Raw genomic sequence first — 13,184 nt, forward strand, 5'->3', positions numbered from 1 at the left:
TATCGTCAAATGCAGGCAATGAGGCCAGGTGTTTGTTTAATTCTCAATGGCATGATCAATGGGAATGGGTTCACCCTTCCAGGCTTTTTTTGCGGTCCAGTCGGCATTGGCATTTTGCCAAAAGGGGTCGGTGGCAGGCAAACCCAGCACAAGAAATACCTGTGAGCATAAATACAAACTACCGGTTGAAATATAATTTTCACCAATACCGGGTTGATGGCCAACCAGGCCTATTGTAAGCCATCCGTCTGTATCGAATGTACCGGGTGCTTCCATTTGCTTTTTAACCACTTCATACAATGCGCACCTTACCTGTTGCGGCAGTACATCGGCAGGCAGTTGATGCATTAGTGCGATCTTCGATAATAGCTGAAAGGCTCCAAAGCGGTAAGCCAGCGAACGGCCAATTGGTGGATACGTGCCTTCGGGGGAGATCATGCGTTCCTGTACAGCCGCATAGCGACGGGCGCGCGCCAGCTCCATGTCCCAGGTCTTATTTTCATTTTGTCCGCTGGTAATAAGCGCCTGCAATACTTCGAGGAACATGGGTTGAATGACAAAACTGTTGTAATAATCCCAGTGGAAAGTGGCGCCATCGCCATAGGCGCCATCACCTTTGTACCATTGCAGGTGTTGCGATACGGCATAGTCTACACGCATTTTATCACAGCTTCCCTCAAATTGTAACAGGGCGGCCTCAACCATGGCGCTGAAAAAAAGCCAGTTGCTATGGCCGGGCGTTATCACCCGCGAACTCTTTAGCGCATCCAGTACATTCTTCTTTGTTTTTGAATCGAGCCGGCCCCATAACTGGCTGGGTGCACGCAGCAGGGCCTGCGACAAAAACGCCGCATCAACCAGTGCCTGCCCGCCCTTGTAAAAGTTCATATAATCGGGCGCAGCCGGGTCTGTGGCGTTGCGAATGCATGCTATACTAAGGTCAATATATTTTTGGCGCAGCTTACCTTCGGCAGTACTATCCGGGCCCAGTTCAAGCCAGGGCGCCATTCCTGCAAGTAAGCGACCGAAGGCCTCGAGGTAGGTATAGTTTTGCCGGTCGTTGGTCTTTGCTTCAACCGGCATTTTCTTTTTAAGCTCGTTTTTGCTAAGAGCATTTAAAACCGGATTGGCAATTTGCACAAGTGATTGAACAAAATAATCGCGGTGGAGGTTTCCCTTTACAATAGCTTTTTGCGTTTGTGCACGCAGGCATATTGGCAATAATAACGATAGAATAAGAAGCTGTTTAATTACAATTTTCAAGTGGTGCATAAATCGTTGGTTTAGCCTGCCGGAAGGCATAATAAAGGTTTACCGGCAGTATCGCAAAGCTGAAGATACAGGATTCAACGACAATTTGATTCAGGGGGGTGGGTACTGAGTCGTGAAACGGCAAACGTGAAACGTGAAAGGGTTCGCGAATATTCAGATTTGTTTACGAATCTGAGCCGCCAAAATTTATTGCCGGTCATTGACAAAACGCGAGCCTCAAAATTGGGCGGTCGTTTGCCGTTTCACGTTTCACGTTTGCCGATTGCCAAAAGTACGTGAGGCTCAAAATTGAGCCGCCCTTTCACGTTTCACGTTTGCCGCTCCGATTGCTGATACTCCTACAAGATTAAAATAATTTTCATACGGGAAAATACTCTCGAAAATTGGTAATTTTATTACTTATTATTCAAACCTCATGCACAAAGCAAAAACCCTTTTCATAATTGATGATGATGAAGATGATCAGCTGTTTATTAATGAGGCTATGAAGGATTTGAATATACCTTTCAACTGTTTTTATGCCAATAATGGAGAAGTAGCATTACGGCAGTTGAAAGATGAGACCATTCCCTTACCCGATTTTATTTTCCTCGACCTGAACATGCCAAAGCTCAATGGCAAGGAATGTTTAATTGAAATAAAGAAGCTCCCAAGGTACGCTACCGTTCCGCTTATTATTTACACCACCAGCTCAAACCAAAAAGACAAACAGGAGATCATGCAGCTGGGTGCACATTACTTCTTAACAAAACCCACCCGCATCAGTGAATTGTGTAATTGCCTGCTGAATGTATTTTCGATGGACTGGAGTACTGAAAAACTATCGTAGCAATACCAGCGTGCCGCGTTGTATATAGGGCGCGCCCAGGTAGTCAACCGCTTTTACAATCCACACATAAGTGCCCGAAGGTTGCAGCTTGCCGCCAACGGTTCCATCCCAGCCGTATTCATTTATTGTTGTGCTGAACACCAGCTGTCCCCAGCGATTATATATTTGAAAGTAATCGATGTGGGCAATGCCTGCTGCTATAGGGCGCAGCAAATCGTTGCGGCCATCTCTGTTTGGCGTAAATGCATTGGGTACAAAAACCGAAGGAAGCGTTTTAAATACCTTCACTTTTATATAAGCCGAATCAACACAATTGGCTTCGTTATACACCATCACTTTATATGAAATACCCGCCGAAGGATTGCTGTAAGTGGCCGTAGGGTTTGCTATTGCATAGTTCGATAAACTGGCTTCAGGTATCCACCGATATTTTACCCCGCCGCTTGCCTGTAGTTGTAATAACTGACCGGTAACTACAGCGGTATCTCTTCCGGCATATGCAAGTATATCGGGTAGCACATTAACGATCACTGTATCGTACCCCGGTTTGGGACATCCTTTGTTATCATATGCTGCTAATACATAAGCAGTGGTAGCTTTAGGGGTTGCAACAGGGTTTAATGAATTAACATTACTTAATGTTGAATTGGGTATCCATGCGTATGTAATAGCCTCTGTGCTGCCATGTAACAGGGCAGGGGTAGCAAAGCAAATAGTGGTATCAACGCCTGCTATTGCTACAGGGTATGGTACCGGGGTAACTATCACCCTGTCGGTGGCGGTACAACTGCCTATGCCCGCTGTTACCTGGTAACTGGTAGCAAACCATGTTACCGCTAATGGATTGGCCGCTGTATGATTGAGCACCTGGTTTACCGGCGCCCATAAATACCTCAACCCATCTGATTGCACCCGTAACCTTATAGTATCGCCCTGGCAAATGGTGGTATCATTCATTGCCTGTAAGGTAACATGGTCAACTACCCGCACCTTCACTGAATCCTGATTAAGACATCCATTGTCGTCGAGATGAACTGTATAGGTGGTGGTTGTTACCGGGTTCACAATAGGCGTTGCCGTACTGCCATTTATCATGGCAGTACCGGGCGTCCAACTAAAAACACCATTGCCTGTTGCCTGTAGCTTAAGCGCATCGGGAATACAAATAAGCGTATCGCGAAAAGCAAGCGACAGGGGCGGTTTATCAACAATGCTGATGTTCCTGATTGCCGTATCGCGGCACCCCTTTGTATTTGTTGCCACCAGCCGCACCTCTTTATTCCCCATATACTGATATGTATAGGTGGGAGACGTTATAAAAGATTTGTCATTACCGGTACCATCACCAAAATCCCACGCCCACGAATTCACCTGTCCATACCTGGTCACCGTTTTATCAAAGAACCGGGTTGGCTTTTTAAAGCAAATACCATCCACATTAAAATCGGGTACAAAACCAGGATACACATATGCAGTAGTGATCGATGAATCGGAACATTGCTGATTTCGATTTATGATGAGCTTTACAGAGTAAGTTCCCGTATCGGGAAATGTAAATGATGTGGCTGCACTGTTTGAACTAAAAATTGAATTCCCTTTATTATCATACACCTCCCAATTGGTTGACGTAATAAGCGGGCTTGTGCTCATGTTTGAAAGTGCAATGGTTTGCGAGTTCTTACATAACATATAATCGGGCGGCATAGAGGCCGATGCAATGGTACAAGCGGTGATACGTATTTGCAGATCTTTACGCTGAGTGGCTATCACCACACCATTCCTTATTTCTTCAACCTGTACTGTTACCACATAAACACCATCGCCGGGCGCAACACCTGTTATCATGCCGGTGTTGGCATTGATCTTTACATGACCGCCCAGCGGTGCATTTGAACCATAATTGGAGCCGTAGGGCACTGACTGATAAGGAGGCGCTGCCGGTGGAAAATTGGTTCCGCCACCACCTGAGCCACCAATAAAAGCGTCGGCAAATGAATACCGTAACTGATCATTGTCTGCATCTGCCGCAGCAAAGTTGTATGAGAAAGCGTTATTGGCGCATATCACCACCATATCGTCACCCGTAAAACGAGCGCTGTTATTTATCGGTCCCGAACCTACTTTACTGGTGCCGGGAATTTCACCGGTGTAGGTAGCACCAATATTGCCATAGCCCGGCGTTAAATTGCTGATGCCCTGCACGCGGTATACCACCTGTATGGCAATTACGTATCCTTCTGCCGAGGCCGGCAGGCTTACAACAAATTCATATAAACCTATATCGTAACAAACACTAGGCGGGTTGGTAATGCAGGGCCCGGGGTTACTAAGAAGAAGCCTGTCTTGCCGCACCATTTTTATTGACAGATCGGTTATGCGGCTGCCATTGGTTTTATCGAAGATGCCAAAGTAAGCAGGGTCGGGAAGCCGCCGGTTGCTATAGCAATCCATAAACAACCTGGCTGTAATTGCATAGGTATGTTTGCCTCCGCTTTCACCCATATAAGTATAACTCATTTCGCCACCTGTGATGTGATCGGCACGGGCGGCAAAAAGCGTAAGCAGCAGCAAGCAGCCAATTACAATTCTCTTCATGCTTTTGGCAAAAAGGTGATTACTATAAAATGCAGTAAAGGGTAATTGATCAAAGATGGGCAGTAAAAAAGTCCCCGTTTAGGTCATACAGGATCATCTCTTATGAATTTACGAAATTTTTAGGAAGAAAGTTGCCCAAATGTTGCATCCTGTTTTAAACACCGCCATCCCTTTTATTCATATATCGGTGTGGCTATTTTTACACTTATCGTTGCACTGATAATGATCGCTCCTAAATAAATTGCCTCACTCAATAAAGCTTCAACATTAATAAATTACTGGTTTTCATCAGCTTGTTAAACAAAAACAACTCTTTTTACCGGTATTGGTTTACAATACCAAAGACTGGAAAGATTATTGTGCACCTTTGTATTATGGGTTAAACGGTGCTATTATGGAAACAGAATTCTCAACTACTATTTTGTGCAAGGACGGCCAGAAACGGGAGTTTTATTTTACCCGCATTAATTCTGTGGCTATTTATTTCCACATTTCAGTGGTAGATAGCAGCGGGCGGCTAATAACAGCCACCCTTGCGCGCGATGAAAATAACCAATGGAAATTACATGAACATGAATTGCCCAATTGGTTCATTAATGCTGAACCCGAATTGGGCAACGAGGTAGAGCATAAAGCAGGCAGGTAATTACATTTTTTCAGCTTCGGTCTCCTGCATCACTTCCACACCCTGGTGTTGCATTTGTTCGTGCCCCCATGTGCTTATAAGTATTATGGCAGGTATAAGTTCACGAGCAGTATCGGTTAAGCTATATTCAACCCGGGGTGGAACTTCAAAATAAACAGTGCGGGTTATTAATTGATCATCTTCCAACTCACGCAAAACCTGCGAAAGCATTTTTGGCGTTATTCCGGTCACATACCTGCGAAGCTCACCATATCGCCTTACTTCATCTTTCAAAAGCCATAAAATACGCGCCTTGTATTTGCCGCCAATACGTTGAAATGCGTAATCGACCGGGCATTTAGCAGCAGTGAGCCGTTTTATTTTGATCATGTTGAAAATTTTTTATTGCTGATTATCAACAATAGTATACTTCTGGTATGTAGGCTACCAATTGGTGCATACTTGACTCAAATATACCTACCACGTTAGATTTGTTGCCTAAATTTTTTTTGATGCAGTCAGTTCAAAAAATGAAAAGCTTTCATATTCAAAACGGACATGGTTTAGCAGGTATACAGGCAAAGGAACATCCTGTTCCCCAGCCAGGCCCACAGGAGGTACTTATCAGGATCAGAGCAAACAGTCTTAGCTTTCGCGACATTAGTATTATGCAGGGAAATTACCTGTTGCCTGTAATGCCCGATGTCATCGCTGTTTCAGATGGCGCTGGTGAAGTGGTACAAACAGGCAGTGAAGTTACCCGTACAAAACCAGGGGACCGTGTTGCTGTAAATATGTTTCCCCTGTGGCTCGAAGGTCAGTTTACCTGGGAATATGCTGCACAAATAGGCGGATCGCTGAATGGCCTTTTAACGGAATATGCAGTAGTACACCAGAACGCAGTTGTTACCATTCCCGATCATCTTTCTTTTGAAGAAGCAGCCACTTTACCCTGTGCTGCGCTTACCGCATGGAATGCATTAACAAGCGGCAAACCCTTGCTGCCAGGTCAAACGATATTAACACTTGGGTCGGGCAGTGTTTCGATTTTTGCCATTCAATTTGCCAGGCTTTTTGGCGCCCGGGTAATTGCCACCACTTCAGATGATGCTAAAGCCGAACGGTTAAAAGCCCTGGGCGCTCATGAAGTAATTAATTATCGCACAACACCCGAATGGCATAAAACAGTGCGGCAGTTAACCAATGGAAATGGGGTTGACCAGGTTGTTGAAGTTGCCGGCACTACTTTAGAACAATCTATCCTATCAACAACAGCCGGCGGTCAAATAAATTTCATTGGGCGAATGGGCGGCGATCTGCAACCTGTTCAAATAGGTTTGCTTTTTATGTCAGGTGCGCACATAAGACCTATTGCTGTGGGTAACCGCGCCCAGTTTATTGCCATGAATAAAGCCATCGCTGTAAACAAACTTCAACCTGTTATTGACCGGGTTTTTGATTTCAATAATTCCATTGACGCTTTTGCTTATTTGAAGGCCGGTAATTACTTCGGCAAAATAGTTATCAGTCATGGTAACTCCCTTTAATAAGCGTATTTCCCTTTTCATTTCAAAATATAGGTATGCATTTGTTTACTGTTCCGGGCCGTAACGAGGTTGGTGCCTATGAATGGCCCGAAATAGCTGAAGTGTAACAATAAAAAAAGGAACCGGTAAACACCAGTTCCTGGAACCCTTATGTTATGACTGAAAGAAGCTTTATATATTAGCTCAATACCACTTTCTTTGCGCCCAGCACATATATCCATAATGTAGCGGATAAAAAGCTGGTCAATACTAACAGTGCCGAGAAAGTATAATGTCCGTGTTGAAATAAAACTACACTTACTAAACTGGCAATTACTATCAGTACAATGGTAGTGAGGGTAAAAAACGTTTTCATATCTAATGTTTTTAGGTGATTGTTTTACTTGTTAAAGCGTATTGCTTTTATGTACTAATAGATGGCGCAAAAGCCAGGAAGTTTATTAAAGAAATGCTAAGAAGAAAAGGGTATTGCTACAGGTAAAGCGGAATTATATGGTATTAGTAATTCATTAACAGGTGTTGCTTTAAACGAACAACCCCTGATAAGGAAATGTGCCTTCCTTATCAGGGGTTAATTATATAAACTGTTGTGGTTTTGTTAATGCACGGGGTTCTTCAAAGACTTTATTCTTTCTGTTAAGCCTCCATGTATATTCACTTCACCTACTTTAATAGCAGAGGCGAAATCCATAAACGCCGCAGGGTGTTCTTTCTTGCGGCCGGTCTTAACATCAACACTTGTAAAGTTGGTCCACATAATGGCTTTTAAAGTCGTTTGCTTTTCATCATACATTAACATTTCAACCATCACATGCGAATCGGCCAGCTCAATAAGTCTTGATTCAATGCATACCGTTTCGTTATAAAACGCCGGACGTATATATTGTATATCATGTCGGCGCACTACCCAGGCAATGCCTTGCTTATGGTATTCTAACAGGTCTATTTGATAAGCCTGTTTCAGATGATCTTCGCGGGCGTTCAACATGTAATCGATATACCTTGCATTGTTCAGGTGGCCCATGGGATCACAATCACTAAACCGTACTGTATAAAATGTTTTTGGTTGTGTGGTTTGCATATAATTTAATATCTGCCGGTTTATGCCGGCTGGTTAATGTATTCTGTTTCTATGCGGTTTTTCAGGTTATCTAACAACCTGTTCAACACCGTTACATCATCGAGCACTTTGGCCATCATAATACCGCCTTCTATTAAAGCAAATATTAATTCGGCCTCCTTCTTCACATTCAGGTCGTTGCGAAATGCGCCTTCCTGTATGCCCAATTTTATAATATGTTGCAGAGAGCCCAGCATTTCCTGTAACGCCTGTTTTGCTTTCTTTTTTAAAAAGGGAAAAGCATCATCGGCATCAACTGCGGTATTCATAAGCGGACAGCCGCCATCTATTGGTGGTGAAACTGTATAGTTCTTATAGTATTGAAAAATAGCAAGCAACTTATCTACACCCGTTTTTTTGGCTTTTATCTTTTGGCCAATATCTTCTTTTAACTGGTTGTATGAGTATTCAAAGGCAAGGGCGGCAATTTCATCCTTGCTTTCGAAATTGCCATACAGCCCGCCTTTTGCCAGGCCGGTGGCTTTCATAATATCGCTCATGGAAGTACCGGCATATCCCTTCTTGTTGAACAGCGGCGCCGCTTTGGCAATAATGAGTTCTTTTGTTTTTTCTGCTTTTGTCACCACACAAAAATAAACCGATCGGTCTAATTCGCCAAAAAGAAAAGCCTGTTACCATTCAACCCTATATAATCCGCTTTCATCGTTTATTATTAAGGGCTTAGCCTTTTGCCGGTAAAAAAATTTTGGTTATTGGGGGCATTGGCTACCTTTGCCTCTCTTCAATTAACCGAAGCATGAAAATTTAAGACGCCGTTCGCTGCAGCATCAGGCATGTTCCACGAACACTTCCCAACATCTGCATTTTTTTATTAGCGCTTGCAGCGCAGTCATTTTATTTATTGTATTACCAGTTAAACAGGATCTGTATGACAGACCAAACATCGAATGTTGGTACGCCACGTATCAAAACTTTTTTCTCTTTATTTAAACAGGCATTGAGCGGCCAGGAGCAGGACTATACACAAGGAAGCATACGCCGGGCAGTATTCTTACTGGCCGTGCCCATGATACTTGAAATGGTGCTGGAGTCGGTTTTTGCGCTTGTAGATATTTATTTTGTTGGCAAGCTGAACCAGCGGGAAGCCATTTCAACCGTGGTACTTACCGAATCGGTGATCACTATTGTTTATTCAGTGGCTATTGGGCTTAGTATGGCTACCACTGCCATGGTTGCCCGCCGGGTTGGTGAAAAGAATCCGGAAGCGGCATCAAAGGCCGGCATGCAATCTCTGCTGATTGCGTTTTTCGTAACTGCTATTGTTAGTATTACCGGTTTATATTTTGCGTCAGATATTTTAAGACTCATGGGCGGTTCGGCCGAAACAATTCGCATAGGCACCAACTTTACCCGTATCATTTTTGGCGGCAGTATTGTTATTATGTTGCTGTTTCTCATCAACGGCATTTTCAGAGGCGCCGGCGATGCGTCAATGGCTATGCGCTCGTTATGGATCGCCAACATTTGTAATATTATTCTCTGCCCCATATTGATCCATGGCCTTGGCCCCATTCCGGCCTTTGGCATAACCGGCGCCGCTGTGGCTACCACCACCGGCCGCGGTATTGGAGTTCTTTATCAATTATATCATTTATTCAATGGTAAGCGTATTATTAAATTAAGACGACAATACCTTGTACCCGACTGGCCAGTTATTAAATCTATTGTCAATATTGCCAGTACCGGCATTGCACAGTTCCTGATCCCTTCGGGCAGCTGGATAGTGCTTACGCGAATTATGGCCACATTTGGCGATGCAGCTGTTGATGGTTATGCTGTAGCGTTGAGGTTGATCATGTTCTTTTTATTACCAGCCTGGGGTCTTAGTAATGCAGCGGCCACGCTGGTAGGTCAAAACCTGGGTGCACAACAACCGCTGCGGGCTGAACAATCGGTATGGAAAACGGTGCAGTTCAACCTCATCTTCATGGCCTCTGTAATGCTGGTGTTTTTGTTATTTGCCCAACCTATTGTGGGCTTTATGAACAAAGACACCTCCATTGTTTCATATGGGGTGCAGGCCTTACGCATCATTAGCCTTGGTTATATTTTTTATGGCATAGGCATGGTTGTATCCAATGCTTTTAACGGGGCGGGAGACACTAAAACACCTACGCTTATCAATATATTCGGCTTCTGGCTTTTTCAGGTACCGCTGGCATACCTGCTGGCTATCATTTTTGAACTGGGCCCCAAAGGCGTGTTCATTGCTATTGTAGCAGCGGAAACAGGTATTTCAATTGCCGGTATCATTCTTTTCAGAAGAGGCAAATGGAAGCAGGTTAAAATATAGATCAACATACTGTTCTTACAGGGCGAGCCCTCCGCCAGCTGGTGGAGGACCCGCCCTTTTTGTTTTTATAGGAATGGCTTTTGCAATTATTGGTTACTTTTAATTCTTAGTTACAACCTTCATGAAGCAGCAAATTCCCAATAACGCCATCAGGCAGGTGCTTATACTGGCCACCATTATTGCACTGGGCATCGTATTGTTCAACCAGTTAAAAACCCTTATTCCGGCCTTTTTGGGCGCCTATACCCTGTATGTATTGCTGCGCAAATGGATGTTCATTTTAATGGGTAAGTATAAATGGAAGAAAAGCCTTAGTGCAGCATTGCTTATGCTGTTGTCGTTCCTGATCATTTTGCTGCCCATTTTCCTGGTGGCCAATATGCTTACTACAAAAGTTGCCTTCTTTATGGAGCACTCGCAAGAAGTGCTGGGCTCAATTCAATCGTTCGTAGAAAAAATAGAAGCGCAGTACAAGATCCAGATACTTACCAGTGCTAACCTGGAAAAAGTAACCGCCTGGGGTGGCAATACATTACCCAAAATACTTGGGGCCACCTTTGATACATTGACCACCATTGTGATCATGTATTTTATTTTATACTTCATGCTGGTGGATGGCCGTAAAATGGAATCGAATTTTTACGACTGGGTACCTTTGAAAGATGAGAATACCCTGCTGCTTCGCAAGGAGCTTAACAGTATGGTGTACTCGAATGCCATTGGTATTCCTCTTATTGCTATTCTGCAGGGGATAGTGGGTCTTATTGGCTATCTTATACTGGGTGTTGATGAACCCTGGTTTTGGTTTGTGATAACCTGTATTACCAGTATGTTACCTGTGCTGGGCGCCGCTATTGCCTATATTCCGGTAAGCCTGTTGTTCTTTGCCAATGGTCATAATGGCAAGGGGCTTATTATGCTGATATACGGCCTTGGCATTATTGGTACAGTAGATAACCTGTTTAGGTTTATTGTACTTAAACGCCTTGGCGATGTACACCCGCTGATAACAGGTTTTGGGGTTATTATTGGGGTAGGCCTCTTCGGGTTTATAGGTCTTATTTTTGGCCCCATTCTCATCTCCCTTTTCCTTGTGCTCATTAAGATCTACGCCAACGAATTCAATATTGAAAAAAGAGGCGAGGGCTCTCCCAGGTAATTGTACCAAATGTGCCTGCCCGCCATTAGGGGATTTCCCCTAGGAAAGAATACTTTCTTATACATACCAGAAAAATAATTTCGGAAAACACTGCAAATCAACCTGAATTTTCGAAATAATTTCGGGAAAGCTTCGTTACTAAGCCGTAATCACCGAAACAAATAGTTACAAATCCATATAAGTTCTAATTCCTATGAAGCGGACGTACAGGAAAATGTCAATGGGGGCATTGTTGTGTTTTTTGGCAGTATCGCCGGTAATTACATCGGGTACTGATGAAGAGGTAAAAGAACCTGCTGCGGTTATTTCTACAGCAGCACCAGTTCGAATGCCCGCGGTAGCAAGTGCGCATGTTAAAACTGCTGCCGAGCTTTTTGAAGCCGAAGCGGAGGGCATGTACAAAGAAATGAAACTGAAAAAATGGGGCCTTTCTATAAAAGCATTTGAATATGCTCTTAAGGGTTATCGCAACCTGGTTGAGCATGGAAAAGTGATGAAAGATGAAGTTCTTTCTATTTGCGACTTTAGCCAAAGCTCACGCCGCAAAAGATTTTACGTAATTGACATGGAAACAAAGAAAGTGCTTATCAATACCTGGGTAGCGCATGGCCGCAATTCGGGTGGGGAATATGCCCGCTCTTTTTCAAATAGCCCCGAGTCGCATAAAAGCAGCCTCGGTTTTTATAAAACCGGCTCTACTTATTACGGCACCCACGGGCTGGCTTTAAAAATTCAGGGACTGGAAAAGAACTTTAACGACAAAGCCGACGAACGTAACATTGTTATTCATGGCTCAGAGTATGTAGGTGCCAGTTTTTTAGCCCGTAGCCCTATCAATGGCCGTAGCCAGGGTTGCCCGGCGCTTCCTCAACAAGAAACCGGAAGGGTTATTCAAACTATAAAGGATGGAAGCTGCCTGTTCATCTATCATCCTACCAAAACCTACATTCAGAAATCGAGGGTATTGAATAGTTAAATAAGACATTGATATAAATAGAAAAAGGGGCCGCTGATGCACAGCGGCCCCTTTTCTATTTATAATATTTTTATCTTATCCCAACCACACTGCAAGCACCTGGCAAAGGGCGCCGGCAATAAGGCCCAGATAAACTTCTGCCAGTGAATGATCAGAAACAATAAGGCGGGAGGTACACACCACGCCGGCAACTATAATAGCATAAGAGAAATAAATTCCGGTAACATCCTGCTGGCTAAATGCATGTAATAAGAAGAACGTGGCCATTCCACCTACAGCAATGGCATGCATACTTACTTTATTTACGATATTCAAAAACCAGGCGGCGCAAACAGCCAGAAATGTGCCTAATAGAAATTGAATAAATGGTGCAGGGTTTTCATTTTGTCTATGTGCAACGTACCAGGCCCAAAAGTAAAAGATCATGGCTGCTGCATATGGTATGATCCTTTCTTTTTGCGTACGCAAGAACATAGATTGTATAAGCTTCAACCGCCACATGAGGAACACGGCAAAACCCGGTATCGCTGCAGTATTGAAAGCAACAAAAATGAGCCTGAACAATCTTGGTTTAAAGCTCAGTCCGGCAAACGTATATGGATCAACAAACACCAGGAATGCTGTTACATAGGCCGGAATAAATAACGGGTGAAAAACATAGGAAAAAAAATGCGCCAAAGCCCTTACGGGCGCCGGATGTTTAAGCGGCTCGGCGGCGATCGGTGTTGTTGACATAACTAGCTTCTA

13 protein-coding genes are annotated in these 13,184 nt (G+C 43.8%); 6 read left to right on the forward strand and 7 right to left on the reverse strand.

Annotation, left to right across the window (positions count from 1 at the left end; all coding sequences use genetic code 11):
* Positions 1-36: 36 nt before the first annotated feature.
* Positions 37-1,272: a DUF2264 domain-containing protein gene (locus GGD38_RS16670; RefSeq protein WP_375297382.1), complete on the reverse strand. Its 1,236-nt coding sequence runs from the start codon at positions 1,270-1,272 to the stop codon at positions 37-39.
* A gap of 415 nt (positions 1,273-1,687) precedes the next feature.
* Between GGD38_RS16670 and GGD38_RS16675 the strand changes: the two genes are divergently transcribed.
* Positions 1,688-2,101: a response regulator gene (locus GGD38_RS16675; RefSeq protein WP_375297383.1), complete on the forward strand. Its 414-nt coding sequence runs from the start codon at positions 1,688-1,690 to the stop codon at positions 2,099-2,101.
* On the opposite strand, the gene GGD38_RS16680 is transcribed toward GGD38_RS16675, so the two are convergent.
* On the reverse strand, positions 2,093-4,696 hold the full coding sequence (locus GGD38_RS16680; protein ID WP_375297384.1) for a gliding motility-associated C-terminal domain-containing protein: 2,604 nt from the start codon (positions 4,694-4,696) through the stop codon (positions 2,093-2,095). The genes GGD38_RS16675 and GGD38_RS16680 overlap by 9 nt on opposite strands.
* A 394-nt stretch (positions 4,697-5,090) precedes the next feature.
* On the opposite strand from GGD38_RS16680, the gene GGD38_RS16685 reads away from it, so the two are divergent.
* Positions 5,091-5,342 carry a hypothetical protein gene (locus tag GGD38_RS16685; protein ID WP_375297385.1) on the forward strand — a complete coding sequence of 84 codons (252 nt, stop codon included), beginning with the start codon at positions 5,091-5,093 and terminating at the stop codon, positions 5,340-5,342.
* On the opposite strand, the gene GGD38_RS16690 is transcribed toward GGD38_RS16685, so the two are convergent.
* Complete coding sequence (locus tag GGD38_RS16690; protein WP_375297386.1) at positions 5,343-5,711, reverse strand: winged helix-turn-helix transcriptional regulator; 369 nt, start codon at positions 5,709-5,711, stop codon at positions 5,343-5,345. It lies immediately after the preceding gene.
* A 122-nt stretch (positions 5,712-5,833) separates the two neighbouring features.
* Between GGD38_RS16690 and GGD38_RS16695 the strand changes: the two genes are divergently transcribed.
* Entirely contained in the window at positions 5,834-6,868 is a 1,035-nt protein-coding gene (locus GGD38_RS16695) for an NAD(P)-dependent alcohol dehydrogenase (RefSeq protein ID WP_375297387.1), read from the forward strand.
* Positions 6,869-7,046: 178 nt separating this feature from the next.
* On the opposite strand, the gene GGD38_RS16700 is transcribed toward GGD38_RS16695, so the two are convergent.
* From GGD38_RS16700 to GGD38_RS16710, 3 genes are all read right to left on the reverse strand, one after another.
* Positions 7,047-7,223 (reverse strand): hypothetical protein, encoded by a 177-nt coding sequence (locus GGD38_RS16700; RefSeq protein WP_165920403.1) that lies wholly within the window; start codon positions 7,221-7,223, stop codon positions 7,047-7,049.
* Between the two features lie 243 nt (positions 7,224-7,466).
* Positions 7,467-7,949 (reverse strand): acyl-CoA thioesterase, encoded by a 483-nt coding sequence (locus tag GGD38_RS16705; RefSeq protein WP_375297388.1) that lies wholly within the window; start codon positions 7,947-7,949, stop codon positions 7,467-7,469.
* A 20-nt stretch (positions 7,950-7,969) separates the two neighbouring features.
* Positions 7,970-8,572, reverse strand: coding sequence for a TetR/AcrR family transcriptional regulator (locus GGD38_RS16710; protein ID WP_375297389.1), 603 nt, complete (start codon positions 8,570-8,572; stop codon positions 7,970-7,972).
* Between the two features lie 305 nt (positions 8,573-8,877).
* Between GGD38_RS16710 and GGD38_RS16715 the strand changes: the two genes are divergently transcribed.
* From GGD38_RS16715 to GGD38_RS16725, 3 genes are all read left to right on the forward strand, one after another.
* Complete coding sequence (locus GGD38_RS16715) at positions 8,878-10,302, forward strand: MATE family efflux transporter (RefSeq protein ID WP_375297390.1); 1,425 nt, start codon at positions 8,878-8,880, stop codon at positions 10,300-10,302.
* A 121-nt stretch (positions 10,303-10,423) separates the two neighbouring features.
* On the forward strand, positions 10,424-11,461 hold the full coding sequence (locus tag GGD38_RS16720) for an AI-2E family transporter (RefSeq protein WP_375297391.1): 1,038 nt from the start codon (positions 10,424-10,426) through the stop codon (positions 11,459-11,461).
* Between the two features lie 193 nt (positions 11,462-11,654).
* Positions 11,655-12,437 carry a murein L,D-transpeptidase catalytic domain family protein gene (locus GGD38_RS16725; RefSeq protein ID WP_375297392.1) on the forward strand — a complete coding sequence of 261 codons (783 nt, stop codon included), beginning with the start codon at positions 11,655-11,657 and terminating at the stop codon, positions 12,435-12,437.
* Between the two features lie 75 nt (positions 12,438-12,512).
* On the opposite strand, the gene GGD38_RS16730 is transcribed toward GGD38_RS16725, so the two are convergent.
* The gene (locus GGD38_RS16730; RefSeq protein WP_375297393.1) at positions 12,513-13,172 is read right to left on the reverse strand and encodes a hypothetical protein; all 660 of its coding nucleotides are present in this window, start codon (positions 13,170-13,172) and stop codon (positions 12,513-12,515) included.
* Positions 13,173-13,184: the final 12 nt, after the last annotated feature.

The sequence above is a fragment of the Niastella sp. OAS944 genome (genome assembly GCA_024809215.1).
Lineage (GTDB): Bacteria > Bacteroidota > Bacteroidia > Chitinophagales > Chitinophagaceae > Niastella.

Bases quoted from the DNA above. Each gene is read 5' to 3' on its own strand.
- GGD38_RS16685 (WP_375297385.1), top strand. From the start codon at position 5,091: ATGGAAACAGAATTCTCAACTACTATTTTGTGCAAGGACGGCCAGAAA.
- GGD38_RS16695 (WP_375297387.1), top strand. From the start codon at position 5,834: ATGCAGTCAGTTCAAAAAATGAAAAGCTTTCATATTCAAAACGGACAT.
- GGD38_RS16700 (WP_165920403.1), bottom strand. From the start codon at position 7,223: ATGAAAACGTTTTTTACCCTCACTACCATTGTACTGATAGTAATTGCC.
- GGD38_RS16730 (WP_375297393.1), bottom strand. From the start codon at position 13,172: ATGTCAACAACACCGATCGCCGCCGAGCCGCTTAAACATCCGGCGCCC.
- GGD38_RS16670 (WP_375297382.1), bottom strand. From the start codon at position 1,272: ATGCACCACTTGAAAATTGTAATTAAACAGCTTCTTATTCTATCGTTA.
- GGD38_RS16690 (WP_375297386.1), bottom strand. From the start codon at position 5,711: ATGATCAAAATAAAACGGCTCACTGCTGCTAAATGCCCGGTCGATTAC.
- GGD38_RS16715 (WP_375297390.1), top strand. From the start codon at position 8,878: ATGACAGACCAAACATCGAATGTTGGTACGCCACGTATCAAAACTTTT.
- GGD38_RS16680 (WP_375297384.1), bottom strand. From the start codon at position 4,696: ATGAAGAGAATTGTAATTGGCTGCTTGCTGCTGCTTACGCTTTTTGCC.
- GGD38_RS16705 (WP_375297388.1), bottom strand. From the start codon at position 7,949: ATGCAAACCACACAACCAAAAACATTTTATACAGTACGGTTTAGTGAT.
- GGD38_RS16720 (WP_375297391.1), top strand. From the start codon at position 10,424: ATGAAGCAGCAAATTCCCAATAACGCCATCAGGCAGGTGCTTATACTG.
- GGD38_RS16725 (WP_375297392.1), top strand. From the start codon at position 11,655: ATGAAGCGGACGTACAGGAAAATGTCAATGGGGGCATTGTTGTGTTTT.
- GGD38_RS16675 (WP_375297383.1), top strand. From the start codon at position 1,688: ATGCACAAAGCAAAAACCCTTTTCATAATTGATGATGATGAAGATGAT.